Origin of the sequence: Paenibacillus sp. 2TAB26 (genome assembly GCF_052115145.1) — a bacterium.
GTDB lineage: Bacteria > Bacillota > Bacilli > Paenibacillales > Paenibacillaceae > Pristimantibacillus.
Window position 1 is genome coordinate 22,427 of the sequence record NZ_JBFRGC010000001.1, and the last position, 22,840, is coordinate 45,266.

The following is a 22,840-nucleotide window of genomic DNA, read 5'->3' on the forward strand; positions in this document are numbered from 1 at the left end:
CGAAATGCCCGGTGATAAGATTTAACTAAGCAATTAAACAAGTTTGTAGGGGGCAAAGAAATGAAAAGAAACAGAATGTTGATAAGTGCTCTTTCTCTTATTCTTGTCATGGTTCTGATCGCTGGATGCGGTGGGAACAACAAAAATAATGTTTCGGGGACACCAACAAACAGCGGCGCCACAACAACCAAAAAGATTAAGCTTACGCTATGGGGCGGCGTGCCTCCTGAAGCGGGACCTCAAGCAGTTGTTGACGCATGGAATGCCGAGAATCCAAATGTACAAGTGGAATATGTTCGGTTCGTTAATGATGATGCGGGCAACTTAAAGCTGGATACTGCTTTGCTTGCTGGGCAAGATGCAGATATTTATATAAACTACACCCTCTCTCGCCTTCAAAAGAGAATAGATGCAGGTGTAGCCGTAGATATGAGCGCAAAGACAGACTACAACATTGACGAGCAAATGGGCCCTGAAGCGAAGCAATGGATGATTAATGACAAGTATTACGGCATGCCTACAAAGAAAAACATGGCGTTCATCTGGTTGAACAAAGATATGCTTGATGCGGCAGGTTTGCCTATTCCTCCGCTAGATTGGACGTGGTCCGATTTACAGGAATATGCACTGAAATTGAAACAACCTAATGTATGGGGCCTGCTCCAGCATGATGCTGCATTTACTACGCAATTCGATGGCACGATCGGTGGAGACGGGTACGTGAAAGCAGACGGCACATCGAACTTCGATAATGCTTATTGGAAGCAAGGGTTTGAAATTTTGCACAACATGATGTTCAAGGATAAATCAACTCCGGAATATGGCGAGCAGCTGACCAGCAAGATGCCGGTGGATACGATGTTCCTAAAAGGCGAGACAGCGATGCTGACAGCGGGTGAATTTATTTTCCGTAATGCGAACAATCTAGTCGATTTCCCGCATGATTTCAAAATTGCTTTTGCACCAATTCCGCGTATCTCCAAGGATCAAACCAACTTCAAATATCCAGGAGGATTGGGCGACGTGATTTCGGTTAACGCGAAATCCAAAAATCAAGAAGCGGCTTGGGAATTTGTGAAATGGTACGCTGATGGCGGAATGCTGCCAATGGCTCCGGGCGGACGTATTCCGTCATCCAAAAGTGTAGACAGCACGGAAGCGATTGATTTGCTCCTAAAAGGGTATGAAGAAAATTATGATCGGGATTCTCTTAACAAAGTGGTATTCGGCAAATTCGAATCATTCCAGCTTAACGTGCCTCAGCAAGTGATCGATGCGCGCAAAGAAGAATATGAGAAGTATTTCCTCAATAAACAAGATATCGACACGACGTTGAAAAATATGGCAGAGCGGCACAACGAATTCATCAAGAAATAAGCTGCGTAAAGAAAGTAAGAAGGAGCAGCCTTGTCCTTCTTACTTTTTTTTACGGGTGAACGAAGAAAGGCGGGTTGTTATGAGTAAAACGAGCTGGATGCGCAAGCAAAGCTGGTTGGGTTATGTGTTTATTCTTCCGAATATGTTGGGCGTATTATTGTTTTTTGTCGTACCTGCGTTATTTTCCTTTGGACTGATTTTTACCGATTATCAATTTTCGAATCCAAATGTCTCGTTTACGGGAATGGACAATATAAAGCGGATGTTCCAGGATGATCAGTTTTATAATGCGATTAAGAATACGGCGATATTCCTTCTTTCTGTTCCAGTATCGCTTGGACTATCTTTTGTCGTCGCTCTCGTTCTGAATAAGAATGTATATCTGAAAGGGCTGCTGCGGGGGATGTTTTTTCTTCCCTATATTTCTAGCGGGGTAGCTGTTGCATTCGTTTGGATGCTCTTGTTTCAGCCTTCTCAAGGGCCGATCAATGAAATACTTCGCTGGATTGGCATTGTATCGCCGCCAGGCTGGTTCGCTGATACCGAGACTGCGATGTATGCGATTGACATCATACAGATCTGGTTCTTGTTAGGTTACAACATGATTATTTACCTTGCAGCACTTCAAGAAGTATCGCCTGAGCTGCTGGAAGCAGCGAAGATAGACGGGGCGAAGAGCCGGACTGTCACGTGGCGAATTGTATGGCCGCTTGTTAGTCCGACTACCTTTATGCTGCTCATTACGGGCTTAATCATGACGATGAAATCCTTCTCCATCATTCAAGCGATTACACAAGGCGGTCCGAGCGGAAGCACGACGATCTTGTCGCTATACATTTACAAAACAGCCTTCAGCTATTATGAAATGGGTTATGCTTCAGCGATATCATGGTTCTTATTCGCTATTATTATGGGGATAACCGTTATTCAATGGATTAGCCAGAAGCGCTGGGTCCACTATTAGAAAGGGGAGTTTTCAATGAACAATCTAGTCAGCTCTGTCAAAACCAAGATGCCGTTAACTGTACTCATGCTCATTTGCGGCGTGTTCATGATACTTCCGTTTCTATGGATGGTCAGCACGTCCCTGCAGAGTCCAAGTGAAGTATTTACAAGATGGCTGCCCTCTAAGCTTGATTGGAGAAGCCATGAACGAATTTGGACAGGTGACTATAATTTCATCACCTATTATTTGAATTCACTTAAAATCTCCATTATTAGCACAGTCGGCGCAGTGTTTCTATCCGCTTTCGCTGCTTATGGTTTTGCGAGAATCGAGTTTAGAGGCAGGAATGCCATGTTTCTCGTCTACTTGTCCATGATGATGATACCGCCACAGGTTATTTTTGTTCCGAAGTTCATCATGTTTAACTGGATGCATATATACAATACGCATTGGGCGCTTATATTGCCGGGCTTGTTCTCGATTTTTGGCGTGTTTATGCTAAGGCAATTTTTTATGAGCATTCCGAAGGAAATTACGGAATCTGCTTTTATAGACGGTGCCGGCCATTTTCGCATTTTCTTTAAGCTTGTTCTGCCTTTAGCGAAGCCGGCACTGGCTACCTTTACGATTATCGACTTCTCGTGGCACTGGAATGACTTTGAGAACGCGCTCGTATTTTTATCCAGCCCCAATTTATATACGATCCCGCTCGGATTGCAAAATTTTATTTTGGAAAATAACGTCGACTACAACGGCATGATGGCTGCGGCAACCGCTGCGATTGTCCCTATGATCCTAATTTTTATCATCGGTCAAAAATATATTATTCAGGGCATATCCGGCTCTGCCGTTAAGGGCTGATCACTCACAAAGAAAAGGAGCGTTATGATATGAGATCTGAAATTATAAAGACAGAAGTAACCGTCATTGGTGGCGGGCTCGCCGGCGTTTGCGCTGCCATTGCTGCGGCTAGACTGGGACAGAGAGTATCCTTGGTACAGAACCGACCTGTCTTGGGAGGCAACTCCAGCAGCGAGGTGCGCGTTTGGGTATGCGGCGCTACAGGGCATGGCGTGAATCGTTATGCCAGAGAAACGGGTATTATGGGTGAATTGTTTGTAGAAAATCAGTATCGCAATCCTGATGGCAATCCTTATCTTTGGGATCTGATCGTATTAGAGGCCGTTAAAGCGGAGAAAAACATCGAGCTGTTCCTCAACACAGATGTACATGAGGTTGAAGCAACAGGCTCAGAGGTGGATCGTCAGATTCATTCCGTGACAGGCTGGATGATGGGATCTGAACGCAAAATTCGCTTCGAGAGCAAAATGTTTTTAGATTGCACCGGGGACGGTCTGGTCGGTTTTCTAGCAGGAGCAAAGTTTCGAATTGGACGGGAAGCGCATCATGAATTTAAGGAGGATTGGGCTCCTGAAGTTGCGGATGACATCACGCTCGGAAGCACGATTTTATTTTATACAAAGGATGCAGGCCAACCAGTCAAATATATCCCGCCAAGCTTTGCCAAGGATATTTCCCAAACCTCCATACCGGTACGCCGGGTAATGCGAAGCGGAGATTCGGGCTGCCACTACTGGTGGATTGAATGGGGCGGGGAGCTGGATACCGTTCATGAGAATGAGAGAATACGGGATGAGCTGTGGTCCGTTATTTATGGCATCTGGGATTATATTAAAAACTCAGGGAAATTTGAAGCGGATAATATGACTCTAGAATGGGTAGGATCTCTTCCAGGCAAACGGGAATACAGGAGATTTGTTGGTGATTATATCCTCAATCAGAATGATATCGTGGCGCAGGAGCAATTCGAGGATCGAGTAGCGTTCGGTGGCTGGTCCATCGATTTGCACCCACCAAAGGGAATGTATGCGGAAGAGAGCGGCTCCAAACACTTCCATGCAGATGGTACGTACCATATTCCGTTCCGTTCGCTGTATTCCAGCAACGTTAATAATTTATTGTTCGCCGGCAGAAATGTTAGTGCGACACATGTTGCTTTTGGCACGACGAGAGTGATGGCTACCTGTGCGGTAATGGGAGAAGCGGCTGGGACGGGAGCTGCCCTCTCTGCTATGAAGGGAATTACACCAAGAGAGCTAAGTCAGTCTCATCTTGCAGAGCTGCAGCAAACACTCCTTAGACAAGATGCTTCCATTATTGGTATTCGCAATGAGGATGCCGGCGATTTGGGGAGAAGCGCCAAAGCAGCTGCTTCGAGTACGATGAGAAACGTGCATATAGATGATGCGTCTAAGGTTTATTCTTTACTGAATTCGGTTGGAATAACATTCCCGGTCACTTCGGAGCTAAACAAGCTGTCTCTGCTTGTTGATGCTTTGGCAAATACAGAAATGACGATTGAAATTCATTCTACCGGAAAAAAAGAAAACTATATTCCAATGGGACTTATCTCCAAGCATACCGTGAAAGTAACACAGGGAACGAAGCAGTGGGTTGATTTTGCGCTTGATTATAAGGCGGAAGAAGCGATCAATTTATTCGTTGTGATTCAGTCGAACCCGGAGCTGCAATTGTATACGTCTGAAACGCCGCTTTACGGTGTGTTGTGCTTCGAGAATAAGATTGATTCATCCGCTGATTTCTCCAGTTTCTTGGATACGCAGCAGACCATGGCTTGGCAAATGAAAGGGCTGCACAGAACACCTTTCTGCTTCAAGGCATTCCCTGAGACTACAGCATACGAAGCAGTATCTGCTATTGATGGCTACACAAGACCTTATGGCGGTCCTCATACATGGGTCTCTAATCGAATGGAGAGCAATAAGCCAGAGTGGCTTTCACTTGAGTGGGATTCCTCTGTTTCTATATCCAATATTCATATTACCTTCAATGATGATGTGAATGAGGATCTAATCAACCTGCACCATCATAGAACGCCATTTGAAGTTATTCCTGAGCTGGTTAAGGATTATCGAATTGAGGCTTTTGTCGATGAGCAGTGGAAGGTATTGCTGCGTGAGACGGATAATAGAAAACGTAAACGGACGCATCAGCTGGAGCCTATCCGTACCAATAAGATCCGCGTTGTAATTGAAGCTACAAATGGATGCCCTTATGCAGAAGTTGTTGAAATACGGGCTTATGAGTAGTCATGCTGTGGTGCACTTAGCAGGAGTCTAATTGAATTTTTAAAAAATAAGCTAATTCAAGGCAGCTTTAGCCACCGAGAATTAGCTTATTTTTTATTGTTATCCGTTCTTTCATAAAATCTTTCACCAGTACTAGGGTTAAACCATACTTGCTGCTGAACGCCTGTTGTTGGATCAATAAATATTTCATTCGTTTTCTGGAAACCAGCTGGAGGCTGAAGCGTGCGTTGCTTTAGCCGCCTACGTCGATATATAAACGTACTAATAATAGCGATAATAATAACCAACAATTGAAGGGCGAAGTAAATGCTCATGAAATAGGGCATCGCTAATTTTTCTCAGCCACAACTGCAGTACCATAAGCGACGATTTCAGACATCGTTTGTCCGATTTCACCAGAGTCAAATCGCATCATCACGATTGCATTTGCTCCCATGGCATGTGCATTTTGAATCATACGGTCTATAGCGACCTTACGGGCATCTTCAATCATTTCAGTGTATTCTTTTATTTCTCCACCGAATATACTTCGCACAGAGGCTGTAATATTTCCTCCAAGGCCGCGGCTTCTTACTACTACACCAAACGTGTGGCCTAATACTTTATCAATATGATAACCAGGAATATTTTCTGTAGTGACAACTAACATTTTGGTTCCTCCCATTCTAATTATGTACTGAACATAACATGCTTATCATAACAAAATCATTACTGCATCCTTCTTGCGATATAGAAGTCATATCAACTAAAATCATAGTATCACTCATTCCAATAATATCCAATGGAAATATATATAAAATGAGGAGGCTAGTACTATGATTTATGTTGTTAGGCATGGGCAAACCGATTTGAATAAAGAAGAAGGGGAATGCCTGATAACGGGAAAATTTTAAAATTCTCATCGGATAATGGCGATTATAAAGTGTATTCATTCCATTTGCGCGATTAGAAAAGAGGATCATATGCGGATTAGACTGGCGACGATTGACGATGTACCTGATATCGCTCATGTTCACGTAGAGAGCTGGAAATCCACCTACAAAGGGATAATCTCGGATGATTATTTGTCCAAGCTAAGCATCGAAAGTCGTATTAAAAATTGGTTATGGGTATTTAATCGCTCGAACCCTGATGAAGTGATTTACGTTATTGAAAATGATGAAGGTACGATAGTAGGATTCGCAAACGGTGGGAAGTGCAGGAGTGAGCAATACGACTACGACGGAGAGCTTTACTCCATATACTTGCTGGAGGAGTACCAGGGGCTCGGGTTCGGAAAAGCACTGTTTTCCGCTGTGGTCGATCATTTGAGAATACATAATTATCAAACATTAATGGTATGGGTGCTGGAGAAAAATAGTGCAATCAACTTTTATTATCGATTAGGGGCGAAGGCCTTTACGAAAAAAGATATCCAAATAGGCAATGATACCGTTACCGAATTAGGGCTTGGCTGGGATGAGCTCCTGTAACTTATTTCCTTATTTACACGTCATAGCAGTCAAAGGGGCGATGTTATGAGGAAAATGATTATAATCGTTTGTATGATTTGTTTAGCCGTTACAGGCTGTGCTTATGGCGGCGGTTTGAACGAAAGAAACGAAGAAACGATAACATTGGATCAAATAAAGAGTGTATTTGAAAGACATGGCATCTCGTTAACCGCAAAAACCGATATAAACCCGGGTGCTGTATTTTCTAGAGCCTATAATGATATAAAACCGGAGCAATTCAACTATAATACGAGTCAAAGTATTAGTATTTATATTTATTCATCAAGCAAAGAGGCTAAAAAAGGCTTAGAGGATTTTGCTAATAGCTGGGCAGCGGCGGATTTGGCGCCTTATCGTTCCCACCATGTAGCCAATGTATTGTTTTTTTATGGAGCGGAAACGACATTGGGAGAGGAACACATCACGATGGCGATCGAGGAGTTAAAAGCTCTGACGAAGAAATAGGTTAGAATGCATATAAAACAGCCCACCACATGATATGGTCAAGCCCCAATATTGTAGACAATGAAAAAAGCCCTATGAAATGAACTGTTAAATGACAAAGCGGTAGACCAAATTCTGGTCTGCCCTTCATGATTAAACTATCGAGTTCCCGTTAGCTTCATACCTGTTCCTTCTGATGGACCCAATTAGGAATGTGATGTCCAAAATATTTCGTGACTTTTTCTGCTTCAGTGAGAACTGTTTTTATTCCAACTTCATCAAGAAACCAGTTTTCTTTGTTATAACGTAAATCATCTTGCTTAACTTGGAAGGTTACGTTCGGAGGGAATACGGTTTGATAAGTCATCAGTGCCCTCCTTGAGAAAAAGGACTTACAAACTAATATCGCATGTCTTACTTCAATCTGCTGCTCCATGATAACATTCCAGGAATTTCTTGCATTTTCGAATGTGTTTTTCGCTTGATCTTCTTTAAGTATTCGATCTTCCGGAACACCTAAAGATATACCAATCTCCTTTTGAAATTCCCATTCTGTTTTTTCGATTTTTACATTATAGCCACCTGAAGGTAATATGTAACTTGCCATCCCTGAATGGAATAACTCCGATGCAATCTTCATTGGTTTAGTGTGACTGCCACCAGGAACCAGGATAATATCCGCTGGTATAATCTCTTCTTCAGTGACAAATATCAAATCTGTAAGACAATCAAACGGATATTTCAACGATGCTGTAGTTCCAACATGATTGGTAAACAAAAAACGTCCCTTCCTTTCCATTGTCCCATGAAATCCCATTTTTCAATTATATCATCTGTTTGAGTTATTAACGATAAATCCAGCTAGTTGAGAAAACGGCAGCTGATCATCATTTGATCGGCTGCCGTCGTGTCTTTATACCACTATCGTTACCCGATAGCTTAATGATCATCACCGATGTCTCGTTTGACACAATAACTAAGTACAATTTCCCCGTCTTCCATTTCACCAGTCTCTTGAAAGCCGAGACTTTTATATAAACGATTCGCGGCGGTGTTATGTGGTACATGATTAACCCTAATTTGCTTACAATCAGGCCTGGCGGATAGTATCTTGATGACCTCTCTTATTGCCAACGATCCGTAGCCTTTCTTTTGGAAACGCGCATCGACCATGAATCGCAGTATCCAATAGTACCCGTCCTTATAAATTTCATTGTCAAAGAGCAGGAAACCAACCATTGTATCGTCAGTATAAATACCAAAAGGCTTGGATGTTGGTTCTTTCGTAGCGTGTATAAGGGAATCTGCATTGGGAGCTACCAGATCCTTCTGCTCCTTTTGGGGCTTTAAATTGATGCACTCAGTTTCGTTGTCTTTAGTTATAGGTCGTAACTGAACCACGTGATCAGTCATAAAATTATCTCCTTCTCGACAAAATACTGATAAACGCCCACTAATCTGCCCGTTAGCGGAGTGAATTTCCAGGGTTGCAATACGCTAGTCTATCGTTCCTCTTGAAAAATATTTATACTATAATTTCTTCTTAAAGAAAAATTGTTTTATATCTTCTGGGTATTCATCATTAACGGCAAAAATCTCATATCCCATACGCTTATAAAATTCCGGCGATTGATACGTGAATGTGGAAGTATGAGCAAATATACAGCCAAGTTCTTTCCCTATCCGCTTAGCTTCTGCCATCATGATTTTTCCATATCCTTTGTTTCTGTATTCATTAGCTATCCAAAATACATCAATATGCAAACCGTAAGACCAGTTTCACAAAATAAACCGCCCACGACTTTGCCTGATTTATCTTTTAGATATAAATTAATATCCTTGCCTGGCTTTTTTAGTAACCCATTTGTCGCACGAACATTGTACTCATATAAATTATTACATACCTGGTTGTAATCAGTGTCATTTGAGTCTACTGTAATCTTGATATTGTCTAAAGTTATATCAGTCATAGGTCTCCCCAATAGGATATTTGTGCTTAATCATTTATTTGTATAAACTCTCTCAGACATGTATTAACTAACAAATAATACCACAAAGAAGTAATAATTCATTGGTAAAGAACAATTAAAGCTAATTAATCCTACTCATTAGCTGATATGCTCCCCAAATAGTAGACAGGTGAAATAATAAAAAACCTGTTGCTATGAGGGGAGCATTTTCATGTCTAAAGTTATATATTCCGTATTAGAGAAACCTACTATTATCGGAGAGATTGAAAGTGGTGAACTAGGCCTTATGGCCGCTACCTATAGCGGTGTTGGATTACCTAAGAACGGATAGAGATTGTTCAATATTGCCTGACAAATAACGATGACTATGGGAAGACTGCGGAGCAACATCAGGTTTCCTACCAACAGGTATATCAGTGGGTGAAGAAATACCAAGACGGCGGGCAAGATGCGCTGCAGGATGGACGTGGACGTAAAAAGACCGAAGAAGAGTTAACTGACACAGACCGCCAAAAGCTTGCCATGAAGAAGATGCAGGCTGAAAATGAATGTCTGCGCGCAGAAATTGCATTTCTAAAAAAGTTAGAGGAACTCGAAAGAAGGCGACGCTAAGTCAAGTACGTCAAGAAAACATCTATCTTGCCATTCAAGCTGTACAGCAAGACGGGCAGTTCAGCATAAAGATACTTTGTGAAATTGCAGAGATTCCACGATCCAGCTATTACAAATGGTTGAACCGCAAGCCTAGCGTACGTGAACTAGAAAACCAGAAACTCACAAGAGCGATGATCTCGCTGCATGAGAAGGTAGGCGGTATCTACGGGTACCGTCGATTGACCCTTCACTTATGCAAAGAAACGGAGCGGCAGATTAACCACAAGCGCATCCAGTAGTAAACCGATGCTTTCAATACACTTCTCTGCGGTTCAAAAAGTCATTTGGCAAAAAATTAACCCATAGCATGTCCCTCGTAGGGAGCTGCATTGATAACAGTCCCATAGAATCCTTCTGGGAAACCTTGCAGTGCTAAAAATTTTATTTGCATACATACCGAACTTTTGATGAGCTTGAACGGGACATTGAAGCCTACATTCACTTTTACAATTACGAACGATTACAGGCAAAACTAAACGGCCTCAGTCCAATGGAGTTTAGGACTAAGGCCGTTTAACAGTTTTTATTTTTTGTAATGTCTACTTGACGGGGGGCACTTCAGTGCTACCAACTTCTAGATTAACGGCAATAATGCCGTATGCTTGAGGCTCCTCGGCTGATGCTCCAAACCAAAGCTCACCGTCTCCGACCATCACACCTAGATCGCGAACGAACAAATCATCCACCTTCTGCGCGGCTAGCGCATCCTTCACGGATTTTGTCATAATGGCATCATATTTCTCTATAAACTCTACTTTGGATGTAATCTCCATCGATGTTTTTCCGTTTACTCGAAGCGGCAGCAGCACTAGGTCTGCAACGGCCTCTTTATCACCCGCGGCAACAGCTGTCTTAACCGCTTCAAACATTTTGATAAAAGCTTTAGGATCCGTAATGCCAGCAGCGGCGAAGGGGTTATCCTTCTCTGAAGAAGCATTTGTTTCTTCGGTTTGATTAGCGGGAGCGATTGCAGCGGAATCTGGATTAGGCTGAGCATCCATTTCACTCGTTCCTGTTTGACTGCAGCCAGCTAATAAAGTCATCGTTATGCCAAAAGCGGCGAAAGCCGCAAAACCTTTCCGCCTTTTATTCTTACGCGGTATTGTTGTTATCTCATTCAGCATGAGAAGCCTCCTTCATGAAGGGCTTGTATAATCAAGCCCATCAGTTCTGTCTCCATGTTATTTTAAACGAGTTGTCCTAATCTCAATCATAAATCCCCAAAATAATGCATTAGCGTCGTCCTAGTTTCCCTTTACGTTTCAATAGAAGGAATACGGTGACGATAACAGCGGCAGCAACGATGGGAATAATAATAAAATAAACCATGTTAGTCATCTTTTTATATTCATCTATCGCTTCAAGATCGTAACTTGCAAGCGACAATGGTTTTGTTCCGCCGCACCAAGTATCAGTCGCTATTTCGCCTGGTTCATACTTGTATAAGTAATTTTTCTTTGTTGTTTGATAAGCATATACTAGATAGTCTGTGCCTTCAGTAAATTCGCTGCCAGCAGTCGTGACAATGGTTGCTTTATCGCTGGAGGTGCCTTTTAATGTCGACTTCACTTCAAAGGTTGTTCTGCTTTTGGGATTCATACCGGCTGATTCCTCATAGGAGGTTTCCATAGCTTTAGCAATATATACAAAATCATGTTTTTTAAACAATTGCTTGGGTGCATCGCTCTCGGCACATGACCATGCGAAGCTTTTGGAAGGTGCAATCGTTAGAGACAGGGAGACGAATACGATTAAAAAGAGAAGAGAACGGAACATTTTCATTACTGTATGCCTCATTTTTTTCTAATATAAGAAAAGACCAGTATCCAGAAAATGCATCCGAGCAATATTTCAATTCCGCTATCCGCAACATCTCTACCCGTTCCAGCAAGCAGTATGCCTGAAAAAAAGCCTAAAACAATGCAAATTAATACTTCGAGTAATTTGGATTTCATAATATGCTCCTTATACGTTTGTAATGAATCCGTTATTTTAAAATAGTACCCAGCGTTTCTGCATCCTCTTTCGACGTTTTTTTGTAAGAATGAATGCCGCTTATATAAATCTCAGCGTTGTCGTTCGTAAACCAAACCTCATATAGTACCGCTTTTGCTTCTGACCCATCGGTAGGTTGGAAATGAACTTTATAATCGGCTGGTCTTGTCATTAGGAATTTAACTTCTTCCCATTCGCCTTTGTTTAAAATGCTCCTCACAGTAGAAACAGACTTCTCATCGTTTATTTCCTTATGATCTTCGTATTGGTTTTCCATGCCAACTCTTTTGGCAATGATTAATTTATCGCTTGATTTGGACAACGATTCCGTCAGGTGATCTTTGTTCACCTGCTCTGTATGAGTGGTTAAGCCATTGTTCGCTCCGGAGCTTTCGCAGCTTGCCAGCCCAAACATAATGAGTAAGAATGTAAGTAGAAGACCATATCTCAACAAATGCACCTCCCCTTCATATAACCTACTGACTGTTAATAAGTGGATAAAGTTGCATATGAGGCACACTAAAAAGCTGAATTGGAATTTTATTTCCACAATGACACTTGTGTTGGCCTTATATAATGTGTTATATTACTACAAAATTAATTATCGGATCACGCCAGTGAAGAGAATCCCACTCGGAGGCGTTCTCGTCAAGGGGAGGGAAGCACCTTCCCCCTAAGTTTACCGGGCCCGCCCGTTATCGCGGAACAAAGAGGATTAGACAGTGCGTCTGTTTAATCAATTTGGGTGGCACCGCGAGTAAAAAACGCTCCTCGTCCCATTGGGATGGAGGGCGTTTTTTGTGTTTTTCTAATGAAAAGGAGCGCGGTTAGCATGTTGGACATGAAATGGGTTAGGCAAAATCAAGAGCAGGTACAGACGGTTGCGAATCAGAAGGGGATTCAGATTTCTATTGCAGAGCTGATGCTCTGGGACGAGAAGAAACGTCAGCTAATGCAGGAATCGGATGCTTTACGGGAAATTCGCAACAAGCTCTCGAATCTTATCGGCACACTAGTGAGGCAGAATGCTCAAGCTGAAGTGGAAGAAACGAAGCATAAGGTCAAGGAAACAAATGAGAAGCTGGGCACAGTGGAAGCAGAGCTTGCGATAGTAGAGCAGCATGCAGTTGAGCTCATGGCGTTGGTACCTAATATCGTATCGCCAGACACGCCAGACGGACGATCGGACGCAGACAATATAGAGCAAAAGCGTGTTGGCGAAGCCCCGAGTTTTCCTTTTGAACCAAAGGATCATATGGCGCTGGGTGAGCTGCACCAAATGATTGATGTGCAGCGAGGTGTGAAGGCAGCAGGCAGCCGCAATTATTACTTGAAGGGGGCAGGCGTTTTGCTCCATCGTGCCGTGCAACAGCTGGCTGTCGATTTGCTGCTGAGAAAAGGCTTCACACTGCTGGAAGTACCATTAATGGTCCGCACCGAAGCGATGAAGCATACTGGCTTTTTCCCGCTTGGTGAGGATCAGACCTACCGGATTGCAGGCGAGGATAAATGGCTGGTAGGCACCTCGGAGGTACCTATGGTTACCTATTACGCGGACGAAATTATAGAGGTAGGAGAGCCAATCAAGCTGGCTGCTGCATCGGTATGCTTCCGCAGCGAGGTCGGCTCGGCTGGCAGAGATGTTCATGGTCTATACCGTGTACATCAGTTTGCCAAGGTCGAGCAGGTTATTTTGTGCGAGGCTGATCCGGCGTTGTCGGAGTCGCTGCTGCAGGAAATAACGGCTAATGCCGAGGAACTGCTTCAATGCCTTGAGCTGCCCTATAGAGTCATGGCAGTATGTACTGGCGATATGTCGCAAAAAACGTATAAGCAATACGATATTGAGACATGGATGCCAAGCAGGCAGGCCTACGGGGAGACGCATTCGTCGTCGAACCTGCATGATTTTCAAGCACGCCGCTCGAATATACGGTACCGTGCAGAGGATGGCTCGTTAAAATATTGCCATACGCTCAACAACACAGCAGTGGCTAGCCCGCGTATTCTCATTCCACTCATCGAGAATCATCAGGAGGAAGACGGCTCGATTCGTATCCCAGCTGCACTTCAGCCTTATATGAGAGGGCTGGAGAAAATAGCAATTAATGAATAAATTGATATGCGGTAAGGAGATGCTCAGCAGCATTTCCTTATCGCATTTTTTTTGTTCTATTTACTTTGATATGAAAAAAGGTTACTCGATTAGGGACAAAGCTAATAATTTGTTATGTGAGTGATGTATTTGTTATATGGAAACGCTTACCTTAGAGCTATACTTCAACTATCCGATTGTAGTACATGAAGTGAAGAGCGGGATTTATATACTAGGGGGAAAAGCATTGAAGAAGAGAGGGGTGCGCTTTGGATGCCCCGGTTGAAGGGGCGTGGGATATGGTCATTGAGGAAGCCAACGCATCAAGGTGCGGAGTGGATGGCTGAGGAATATGGAACTAGGGGAGTTTGGCGTCTATCGCACGGCAGACATGGCTTCCCGAGTGGTTTGGACGGAGACCGAACGCTTGGATGCAGAGCGACTAAGCATGCCTTAGGCCTACTGGGAATTCGGTGCCACCTTTGGTTTATATAATCGCACAACAAAAGAATGGAACAAAGAGCTAGTTGCAGCGCTATGATCATCACATTAAGGAGGATTTATATGAATTTTACTAAACCGTTCGCATTATTTATCGCTTTTGCCATGCTTATCACTATCATTCTTCCTCCCTCTAAGCAGGTGTTTGCTAACGAGAGCAGCACAACCATTCTCACTTCAGATTTTGAGAATGGAACAACGCAGGGCTGGGCGCGTAAAGGAAACGAGTCGCTAACGGTCTCAGGAGATGAGTATCATGGCGGCTCTCATAGCCTGTATATTTCTGGGAGGAGTGAGGATTGGGAGGGACCCAATTACGTTTTAACAGAATTGTTGGCTCCTAACCGCACCTACTCCATTAGTGCTTGGGTCAAGCTATCCCCCGGTACAACGCCAGCTGATATTAAGCTTACAATGAAGAGCCGCATTGACGGGCAAGACCACTGGGAGCAGATAGGCACGGCGGATCAGAATGCCGCATCGCAATGGACCTTAATTAAAAGGAATTATACGACAGGGAGCAAGAATGGCCAATATGATCTTTATGCAGAAGCCACGGCAGGTACCTCCTTTTATTTTGATGATGTTTCCATAGAGCTCGTGCCTGATTTGGAGGGCCCGGTGGGCGATGATCGACTGTTTATCGATTTTGAAGATGGAACGCTTCAGGGGTGGTTGCCACGAGTCGGACATGAGGCGCTGACCGTTTCCGCAGCTGAAGCCTATAGCGGCAGCAACAGTATGTTGGTAGAAGGGCGGAGCCGTACGTTTCATGGGCCAGCACTTGAGCTTAAAAATCACCTTCAAAAGAACAAGGAATATGAATTAAAAGCCTATGTTCGATTAAAGGAAGAGCCAGCCTCTGACATCAAATTGCAAATGACGGCCTATAAGAAGTCCGGATCGGAGAGCTGGAATGCACTAGATACCATTACGATTAAGAAATCGGAGTGGCAGCAATGGTATGAGCTTAAGGGACAACTTAATTACAGCGATTCTCCTACGGAGCTAAAACTATTCATCGAAACGCCTTACATTACGGAGAATACTTCAGATACGTTATCTTTTTATGTAGATGAAGTAACAGTAGTCCCTGTTTCGGCGCTATCGATTCAAAACGATATCGTGTCCTTAAAGGATTATTTTAAGGATGATTTTCCAATTGGTGCTGCCGTCTATACCTGGCAAATGGAAGGAGCCTATGGGGAGCTTCTCAAAAAGCATTTTAACAGCATAACGGCAACTTATGAAATGAAACCAAAGTTTATTTCCCCAGCTGAGAATCAGTATACATTCGATGCAGCCGATTATTATGTGAAATATGCTCAAGATAACGGAATGGGGCTGCGTGGACATGCTCTTCTATGGCATATTGATGCGGCCGAGTGGATGTTTACGGACAGCAATGGACAGCCTGCCAGCCGCGACTTGCTTCTGCAGCGCCTTCAGTCTTACATAGAGACTGTAATGACACGTTATAAAGGAAAAATATACGCATGGGACGTTGTAAACGAAGCTATTGCTGACAATGGGGGAGATGCGGACGGTATTAGAATTTCACCGTGGTATAATCTCATAGGTCCTGATTACATCGAGAAGGCATTCGAATTTGCTCGTGCTGCGGACCCTGATGCCAAGCTGTATTACAATGATTACTTCACAGAGGTTCCGGAAAAAAGAGAACATATCTATCAATTGCTAAAGCGCCTCAAAGCTAAAGGTCTGATCGACGGGGTAGGCTTGCAATCTCACTATGGGTTGGTTACGCCACCAATTGAAGAAGTTGAAAAGACAATTAAGCTGTTCTCTTCGCTAGGGCTAGATATTCAGGTTACCGAGCTGGATGTTGATAGCGGAGTGAGCATGGGTACGCCTATGCCTGCTGACATAGCTGCAAAACAAGCACATAGATATAAGGAATTGTTTGACTTATACAAAACCTATAAGGACAAGATTTCCTCTGTAACGATTTGGGGACTGCAAGACGAGAAATCCTACAATAATCAGGCTATGCTATTCGATGCGAATCTCCAGGCTAAGCTAGTCTACTGGGGAATTGTAGATCCACTTACACTTCCGATTATTACAAACCGTACGGTATCACTCATGGCAACGCCAACGGCGGGTGATCAGAATTCTGCAGATTCCGTATGGAAAAAAGCTGTACAGACACGGCTTAAACGCAGCGGCAGCGAGTCTGCAACGTTCCGTACCTTATGGGATATGACCAATCTTTACGTTCAAGTAGAGGTTAAAGATGCTACCCGTGACGCAGCGGACAAGTTAGAGCTGTTTATTGATGAGAATAATGGAAAGTCAGCGGTTTATGAGTCAGATGATCGTCGTCTTACTTTTAATCGGTCAGGCGCTGAAAATGGCGACAGCAGCTATAAAATAAAAGAAACAGCAACTGGTTATAGGCTAGAAGCCGTTATTCCTTGGAAAGGCTTAGCGCAAGGAACGGAAGAAATCGGATTCGATATTCGTATTCAGGATGCATCGACAAGCGAGATGCTGCCGGTTTATTGGAATGACAGCACATTAAGTCAAGATCTGGACACAAGCAAGTATGGCGTCATTCAGCTTGCAAGTATGCCAAAAAGCGCACAGTCGATAAAAGGCACTGCACGTATTGATGGACAAATGGAAAGCGAGTGGGAAAAGGCAAAGCCATTCGCTGTGGATCTAACTAATAATAACAACAAAGCAACGGCTCAAGCTCGCTCTATGTGGACGGATGACAGTCTGCTGCTGCTAATCGACGTAACCGATCCTTTGCTTAAATCAGACGATCCGCAGCCATGGCTGCAGGATTCAATCGAAATTTTCATCGATGAAAATCATCAACGAACTTCGACCTATCAATATGACGATGCACAATATCGGATAAATATTGATAATGCGGCAACTTTTGCTGGAAATGCTTCTCCTTCTCGTCTGGAGAGCGCAGTTGTAAAAACAGAGAAAGGCTACCGCATGGAAGTGAAGATCGCGCTGCCTGAGCTTCGTCCGAATAAAGATAGTGTAATAGGTCTGGACATTCAGGTGAATGACGATCAGGGGGAAGGAGTGCACAGCACCGCCAAATGGAACGATCCAACAAACGATTCATGGAGAAATACTTCCCAATTCGGCATTTTGACTTTTGCCGAGTCAGAAAATAACAGTGGTATCGATAATGGCGGTGACAAACCTGGAAGCTCTGGGCAATCTGGCAGCACTGCTGATCCTGTGATGACCATTACTCAGGAGAATTTTCAGAACGGGTCGCCTAATCAGGTGAGCATCAGCGTACCAGAAGGTAAGCATCAAGTACGGCTGCCCCTTCAATTAGCTGGTCTATTAAAAGGCAGAGAGCTGGAGCTAGCCAAGGGGTCTGCTACACTAACAATTGATTCAAAAGTGCTCCAGCTCCTCATTGATCAGTTGAAGCCTGAATTGCGGAATGGAGCTGAGCTGTCGCTTCGTATGGAGCCCGCTAAAGAAGCTTCAGGCAGTCAGCAGCTAAAAGGAGAGCAAGGGTTATCTGCGAAGTTTATTGGCGGAGAAAGCTGGTCCTTCGAACTGTCTTTAATAACAGGTAATGGTCGTGAGATTAAGGCTGGCACATTTGATGGAGTAGTCACCCTATCTTTCTCCTATTCAGCGGAAGCCAATATGAAGAAGTCGCTCTTAGGCATTTACATGCTGAATGAGCAGACCAATAAGTGGGAATATGTAGGCGGGAAGAATGACGAAAAAACGAATCATATCTCTGTTGATCTTGCGCATTTCAGTAAGTACGCGCTGCTTGAATATGATAAGAGCTTCAATGACGTTAATTCAAGCCACTGGGTTTACGAGCCGTTGAAGGTGCTGTCTGCAAAACAGATTGTGAATGGCCAAACCGCTGCTCTCTTTGCTCCAGACAAATCTATTACGCGAGCGGAGTTTACCGTTCTATTGGTACGCCTGCTTGGACTTAAAGAGCAAGGGGCCTCCAGCTTCAAAGACGCTGCGGAAGGAACTTGGTTCTCGTCGGCGGTTAATGCTGCCTTTCACGCAGGAATTGTTAAGGGTGTGTCAGCGGATCGGTTTGCTCCGCTTGCAAACATTACCCGTGAAGAAATGGCGGTTATGCTTGCCAATGCGTATGCATACCAAGCAAAAACGAAACCTGAGGAGACTAACGTCGAGCTAGTATACGTAGACAAAGCTAACATCTCAGCATGGGCGGAGAACGCTGTTTCTATTGTTTCTTCGCATGGAATGATGAAGGGCAAGGATGATCATCGTTTTGTTCCTAGTGAGCATACTACTCGGGCAGAGTCAGTTCAAGCTTTATATAATATGCTCATGATCCTGAATACAAGCAAATAATGAATGGATTTAATGACGCCAAGCTCTCTTCTATAGAAGGGGGCTTGGCGTTTTATTTGTATTCAAACAGCGTCAGCTCGGATATTAACAATTTGTTATCGATGCTTATGATTTATCATAGTAGCGTCTCTAGGCGCCACTTATAATGAGAACAGACGATAGGACAGATAGGGTTTATGTCATTCAAACAGAAGGGAAGCACACAAATGAAGAAATCAATAACGCCAGCAGATGCCCTTGCAGAGACCGCTCCACAGCTGTCTAAACGCACGGATCGCCGCTCCAAATGGCAAAGGGCGTTGGTGCTGGATGCGATGCTGCTGCCAGCGGTTATCCTTACTTTAATCTTTGCTTACATTCCAATGTTCGGACTCGTAATTGCTTTCCAAGATTTCAAGCCTTGGCTAGGATTTTCCCAATCCAATTGGATTGGCTTGGAGCACTTTCGTTACCTTTTCAGTACGCCAGAGTACGTACAAGTCATTTGGAATACCGTTATTATAGCCGGAATGAAGATGGTTTCAGGACTCATCGCTCCGTTTACCTTCGCTCTCTTGCTCAATGAAGTGAGAAAGGCGGCTTTCAAACGGACGGTACAGACGCTGGTTTACTTGCCGCATTTCCTTTCTTGGGTCATCTTAGGGGGCATCTTGCTGGACATGCTGTCCAGTGAAGGACTCGTCAATCAGTTTCTAGGCGCGGTGTTCGGTTTAAAACCGATATTCTTCCTCGGCGACGGCAATTGGTTCCGATTTATCGTTGTTGTAAGCGATGTCTGGAAGGAGTTTGGATTTGGAACGATCGTATTCCTTGCTTCACTAGCAGGAATTAATCCGTCATTGTACGAGGCGGCGGAAGTAGATGGAGCGAACAGATGGCATCAAACCTTGTTCATTACCATCCCAGCACTTATCCCAATTACAATCGTGGTTGGAACACTCTCTTTAGGCAATATATTGAATGCGGGCTTTGACCAAATATTCAATCTGTATAATGCATTGGTTTTCGACAAAGGGGATATTATTGATACGTTTGTCTATCGTATCGGTATCATAGATGGAAAGTTCGGATTCTCCACAGCAATTGGGCTTTTCAAATCGGTCGTAGGCTTCGTGCTTATCGTCGCAGCTTACCGCTTGGCTTACAAACTGGCCAATTACCGTATTTTCTAGAAAGGATGAACCGACAGTATGTATCATAAATCGAACACCTACAAATTATTCACAGTGATCAACTATACGTTCCTAACTATATTATCTATTGCTTGCATTATTCCATTAATTCATATTTTAGCTGTTTCATTCAGTGGGAAAGCAGCTGCGAACGCTAATTTGGTCGGATTGCTGCCCGTTCAGTTCACGGTTGAAGCCTATAGCAAGACATTGGAGAATGAGAATTTTATTCGCTCTTTATGGGTAGCTGTTCAGCGTACTACATTAGGCACGATGATCAGTATGGTACTCGTTACGCTCGCGGCGTATCCACTATCTAAAGAAGCTCAACATTTCAAACGCAGAAGTATATATACGTGGTTTTTTGTCTTCACGATGTTATTCAGCGGTGGCTTGATTCCCTTCTACATTCTAATTCAAAAGCTAAACATGATGAATACGCTTTGGGTGCTTATCATTCCGGGAGCTGTATCAGTATGGAATATGATACTCCTTCTTAATTTCTTTCGCGGGGTGCCTAGGGATTTGGAGGAAGCTGCATTCATCGATGGAGCTGGCCATCTGAGAACACTATTCAGTATTTATTTGCCAGTATCGATGCCTGCAATTGCTACACTATCGTTATTCTCAATGGTTGGTCATTGGAATTCCTGGTTTGATGGTCTAATCTTTATGACTGATCATAAAAACTATCCACTTGCGACTTTCCTGCAGACCATTATCGTACAGCAAGATTTCAGCAAAGTGACGGTGCGTCCTGAAGACTTGGAAAATATTTCACAAAGAACTGTAAAGGCTGCTCAAATCTTTATCGGCATGGCACCCATTCTCCTTGTGTATCCGTTCCTTCAAAGATTTTTCGTCAAAGGAATTGTACTTGGTGCCGTGAAGGAATAATGGATTTGCTTCATGAGAGGGGTGTTGCTGCACAGTAGGATCTATCTATGATTTGGTTGGAAGGGTCAAAGCAAACCAAATAAATTCAATTGGGGGAAATAAAGATATGCTAACTAAATTGAAAAAGCCGGCTGTTATGGTTATGACAGGGGCAATGCTGATGGCATCGCTTGCAGCTTGCGGCAGCAATAAAGACGATCAAACAGAAGAAAAGGCCGATAATGATTCCTTTTATTCAGCGAAGTTCGAGAATGGAAAATATGTGGAGCCTGTTTCCATTACGACGGTCTTCCCTATTACAACCAATTTAAAATTCAAAAATGGCGAAAATATTGATAATAACGTTCATACAAAGTGGGCGAAAGACACTTTGGGTATTGATATTAAGTACTTATGGACGGTCAGCGATCAAAACAATGCCTACCAAACGAAGCTTAGGCTGATGCTTACCTCGGGGCAGGAAATGCCGGATATTATTTCATTCAGGGGCGATCCAACGCTGATTGCTGATTTAATTTCGAGCGGGCAGTTTGCGGATGCAGGAGAACTGTTCGATAAATATGCTTCCGATACCTATAAAGAAGCAATGGCACAGGACCCAACGGTTTGGAACCCGTACATGCGTGATGGAAAACGAATGGGAATTCCGATTTTGGAGAATGCCTACAATAATGATCCAGTCATGTATATTCGTGAAGATTGGTTGAAAAAATTAAACTTGAAGGCTCCTCAGACGATCGATGAGCTTGAAACGGTAATGGAGGCCTTTACTAATCAGGATCCAGACGGTAATGGCAAGAAGGATACCACAGCTTTATCCGTTGGCTTTAAAAACAATTTGAATACTTGGATGTCCGAGACAGGATGGGTGTTTGGCATGTTTGGCGTAATGCCAAACCAATGGAACGTAGGGGCCGATGGCAAGCTTGCCTATGGTTCTATTCAGCCAGAGATGAAGCCTGCACTCTCCAAGCTGCAGGATTGGATGAAGAAGGGCTACATTTCGCAAGAGTCGGGACTGTATGATGAAGTAAAGGCTTCAGAAGCTTTCACAGCTGGCAAATCAGGTATCATTGTTGGCCCTTATTGGATGACAGGCTGGCCAATTCCCGATTTGAAAACAAATGTCCCTACTTCTGAATATAAGCCGTATCCGCTGCCTGCTGGTCCTGATGGCAAGGTTGGCCGTCATGGAACTCCAATTAGCACAGGTGCGGTTCTTATCAATAAAAACATGAAAAATAAAGATGCATTCTTCGTCTATCAGAATTACCTATTTGACAACTGGGCAAACCCTGATGGGGATGGTCCATTCTCTAAAGGCTTCGCAAAAGGGTATGACTATGATATTGGCCCGAACGGTGAGATTTACCGCGAGCAGGATAGTGATAAAATCCCTGGCGGTTGGGTAGATGCCATACGATATACACTAACCTTTGATGGAGCCATCATTCCTTTTCTTCGTATCAACGGGTTAGCAAAACTAGCGAACGGTGAAAAGCCGTCCACGCCGTATGAAGAGACGCTTACTACCTCTATTCCAGAGCAAATGCAAGCGGCGAAGATTGTTGTTGATCAGAAGGATGCTATTATGCCTAGTATGTTTACTGGTACTCCTACGGAGACGCAGCTATCCAAAGGCGATATGCTAAGCAAGCTGGAGAAGGAAGTACTGAACAAAATCATTTATAATAAAACCTCGGTTGATGAATTCGATGCTTTTGTTGAAAGATATAATTCTTCAGGCGGAGCGAAAATAGCGGAAGAAGTCAACAAATGGTACGATGAAATTAAGTCAAAATAAAT

23 protein-coding genes are annotated in these 22,840 nt (G+C 43.5%); 15 read left to right on the plus strand and 8 right to left on the minus strand.

What is annotated here, in order from left to right:
* The first annotated feature begins 60 nt into the window (after window positions 1-60).
* The 4 genes from AB4Z50_RS00110 (at window position 61) to AB4Z50_RS00125 (ending at window position 5,454) form a co-directional block, all read left to right on the plus strand.
* Complete coding sequence (locus AB4Z50_RS00110) at window positions 61-1,377, plus strand: ABC transporter substrate-binding protein (protein WP_441874592.1); 1,317 nt, start codon at window positions 61-63, stop codon at window positions 1,375-1,377.
* Between the two features lie 79 nt (window positions 1,378-1,456).
* The gene (locus AB4Z50_RS00115) at window positions 1,457-2,341 is read left to right on the plus strand and encodes a carbohydrate ABC transporter permease (RefSeq protein ID WP_339205520.1); all 885 of its coding nucleotides are present in this window, start codon (window positions 1,457-1,459) and stop codon (window positions 2,339-2,341) included.
* 15 nt (window positions 2,342-2,356) lie between these two features.
* Window positions 2,357-3,184, plus strand: coding sequence for a carbohydrate ABC transporter permease (locus AB4Z50_RS00120; RefSeq protein ID WP_076266365.1), 828 nt, complete (start codon window positions 2,357-2,359; stop codon window positions 3,182-3,184).
* Between the two features lie 29 nt (window positions 3,185-3,213).
* Window positions 3,214-5,454, plus strand: coding sequence for an FAD-dependent oxidoreductase (locus AB4Z50_RS00125; RefSeq protein WP_441874593.1), 2,241 nt, complete (start codon window positions 3,214-3,216; stop codon window positions 5,452-5,454).
* Window positions 5,455-5,540: 86 nt separating this feature from the next.
* Here the strand turns inward: AB4Z50_RS00125 and AB4Z50_RS00130 are convergent, their stop codons facing one another.
* Both AB4Z50_RS00130 and AB4Z50_RS00135 read right to left on the minus strand, forming a co-directional pair.
* Window positions 5,541-5,768 (minus strand): hypothetical protein, encoded by a 228-nt coding sequence (locus AB4Z50_RS00130; protein ID WP_441874594.1) that lies wholly within the window; start codon window positions 5,766-5,768, stop codon window positions 5,541-5,543.
* A 14-nt stretch (window positions 5,769-5,782) separates the two neighbouring features.
* Entirely contained in the window at window positions 5,783-6,103 is a 321-nt protein-coding gene (locus AB4Z50_RS00135; RefSeq protein WP_076266362.1) for a heavy metal-binding domain-containing protein, read from the minus strand.
* A gap of 259 nt (window positions 6,104-6,362) precedes the next feature.
* Between AB4Z50_RS00135 and AB4Z50_RS00140 the strand changes: the two genes are divergently transcribed.
* Together AB4Z50_RS00140 and AB4Z50_RS00145 are read left to right on the plus strand one after the other, a co-directional pair.
* Window positions 6,363-6,926 carry a GNAT family N-acetyltransferase gene (locus AB4Z50_RS00140; RefSeq protein WP_441874595.1) on the plus strand — a complete coding sequence of 188 codons (564 nt, stop codon included), beginning with the start codon at window positions 6,363-6,365 and terminating at the stop codon, window positions 6,924-6,926.
* A gap of 45 nt (window positions 6,927-6,971) precedes the next feature.
* The gene (locus AB4Z50_RS00145) at window positions 6,972-7,412 is read left to right on the plus strand and encodes a hypothetical protein (protein ID WP_441874596.1); all 441 of its coding nucleotides are present in this window, start codon (window positions 6,972-6,974) and stop codon (window positions 7,410-7,412) included.
* A 157-nt stretch (window positions 7,413-7,569) separates the two neighbouring features.
* On the opposite strand, the gene AB4Z50_RS00150 is transcribed toward AB4Z50_RS00145, so the two are convergent.
* The 3 genes from AB4Z50_RS00150 to AB4Z50_RS00160 all read right to left on the minus strand — a co-directional run bounded on the left by AB4Z50_RS00150 (window position 7,570) and on the right by AB4Z50_RS00160 (window position 9,155).
* On the minus strand, window positions 7,570-8,169 hold the full coding sequence (locus AB4Z50_RS00150) for a YdcF family protein (protein WP_441874597.1): 600 nt from the start codon (window positions 8,167-8,169) through the stop codon (window positions 7,570-7,572).
* A 161-nt stretch (window positions 8,170-8,330) separates the two neighbouring features.
* Window positions 8,331-8,804 carry a GNAT family N-acetyltransferase gene (locus tag AB4Z50_RS00155; protein ID WP_441874598.1) on the minus strand — a complete coding sequence of 158 codons (474 nt, stop codon included), beginning with the start codon at window positions 8,802-8,804 and terminating at the stop codon, window positions 8,331-8,333.
* A 117-nt stretch (window positions 8,805-8,921) separates the two neighbouring features.
* A complete protein-coding gene (locus AB4Z50_RS00160; RefSeq protein ID WP_441874599.1) occupies window positions 8,922-9,155 on the minus strand; it encodes a GNAT family N-acetyltransferase in 234 nt (77 codons plus the stop codon).
* Window positions 9,156-9,709: 554 nt separating this feature from the next.
* On the opposite strand from AB4Z50_RS00160, the gene AB4Z50_RS00165 reads away from it, so the two are divergent.
* The 3 genes from AB4Z50_RS00165 to AB4Z50_RS00175 all read left to right on the plus strand — a co-directional run bounded on the left by AB4Z50_RS00165 (window position 9,710) and on the right by AB4Z50_RS00175 (window position 10,532).
* Window positions 9,710-9,973: a helix-turn-helix domain-containing protein gene (locus AB4Z50_RS00165; RefSeq protein ID WP_441874831.1), complete on the plus strand. Its 264-nt coding sequence runs from the start codon at window positions 9,710-9,712 to the stop codon at window positions 9,971-9,973.
* A gap of 119 nt (window positions 9,974-10,092) precedes the next feature.
* Window positions 10,093-10,254 (plus strand): IS3 family transposase, encoded by a 162-nt coding sequence (locus AB4Z50_RS00170; protein WP_441874600.1) that lies wholly within the window; start codon window positions 10,093-10,095, stop codon window positions 10,252-10,254.
* A gap of 146 nt (window positions 10,255-10,400) precedes the next feature.
* Entirely contained in the window at window positions 10,401-10,532 is a 132-nt protein-coding gene (locus tag AB4Z50_RS00175; RefSeq protein ID WP_441874601.1) for an IS3 family transposase, read from the plus strand.
* Window positions 10,533-10,554: 22 nt separating this feature from the next.
* Here AB4Z50_RS00175 and AB4Z50_RS00180 read toward each other — a convergent pair whose 3' ends face one another.
* The 3 genes from AB4Z50_RS00180 to AB4Z50_RS00190 form a co-directional block, all read right to left on the minus strand.
* The gene (locus tag AB4Z50_RS00180) at window positions 10,555-11,139 is read right to left on the minus strand and encodes a hypothetical protein (protein ID WP_441874602.1); all 585 of its coding nucleotides are present in this window, start codon (window positions 11,137-11,139) and stop codon (window positions 10,555-10,557) included.
* A gap of 109 nt (window positions 11,140-11,248) precedes the next feature.
* Window positions 11,249-11,797: a hypothetical protein gene (locus AB4Z50_RS00185; protein ID WP_441874603.1), complete on the minus strand. Its 549-nt coding sequence runs from the start codon at window positions 11,795-11,797 to the stop codon at window positions 11,249-11,251.
* A gap of 205 nt (window positions 11,798-12,002) precedes the next feature.
* Window positions 12,003-12,461 (minus strand): hypothetical protein, encoded by a 459-nt coding sequence (locus AB4Z50_RS00190; RefSeq protein ID WP_441874604.1) that lies wholly within the window; start codon window positions 12,459-12,461, stop codon window positions 12,003-12,005.
* 381 nt (window positions 12,462-12,842) lie between these two features.
* Here AB4Z50_RS00190 and serS point away from each other — a divergent pair, with 381 nt between their 5' ends.
* The 6 genes from serS to AB4Z50_RS00220 all read left to right on the plus strand — a co-directional run bounded on the left by serS (window position 12,843) and on the right by AB4Z50_RS00220 (window position 22,838).
* Window positions 12,843-14,126, plus strand: coding sequence for a serine--tRNA ligase (gene serS, locus AB4Z50_RS00195; RefSeq protein ID WP_441874605.1), 1,284 nt, complete (start codon window positions 12,843-12,845; stop codon window positions 14,124-14,126).
* A gap of 307 nt (window positions 14,127-14,433) precedes the next feature.
* Window positions 14,434-14,562 carry a hypothetical protein gene (locus tag AB4Z50_RS00200; protein ID WP_441874606.1) on the plus strand — a complete coding sequence of 43 codons (129 nt, stop codon included), beginning with the start codon at window positions 14,434-14,436 and terminating at the stop codon, window positions 14,560-14,562.
* A 107-nt stretch (window positions 14,563-14,669) separates the two neighbouring features.
* Window positions 14,670-18,965 (plus strand): endo-1,4-beta-xylanase, encoded by a 4,296-nt coding sequence (locus AB4Z50_RS00205; RefSeq protein WP_441874607.1) that lies wholly within the window; start codon window positions 14,670-14,672, stop codon window positions 18,963-18,965.
* Between the two features lie 206 nt (window positions 18,966-19,171).
* On the plus strand, window positions 19,172-20,137 hold the full coding sequence (locus AB4Z50_RS00210; RefSeq protein ID WP_441874608.1) for an ABC transporter permease: 966 nt from the start codon (window positions 19,172-19,174) through the stop codon (window positions 20,135-20,137).
* 18 nt (window positions 20,138-20,155) lie between these two features.
* Window positions 20,156-21,034 (plus strand): carbohydrate ABC transporter permease, encoded by an 879-nt coding sequence (locus AB4Z50_RS00215; RefSeq protein ID WP_441874609.1) that lies wholly within the window; start codon window positions 20,156-20,158, stop codon window positions 21,032-21,034.
* Between the two features lie 106 nt (window positions 21,035-21,140).
* Window positions 21,141-22,838, plus strand: a complete 1,698-nt coding sequence (locus tag AB4Z50_RS00220; protein WP_441874610.1) for an extracellular solute-binding protein — start codon at window positions 21,141-21,143, stop codon at window positions 22,836-22,838.
* The last annotated feature ends 2 nt before the right edge of the window (window positions 22,839-22,840 follow it).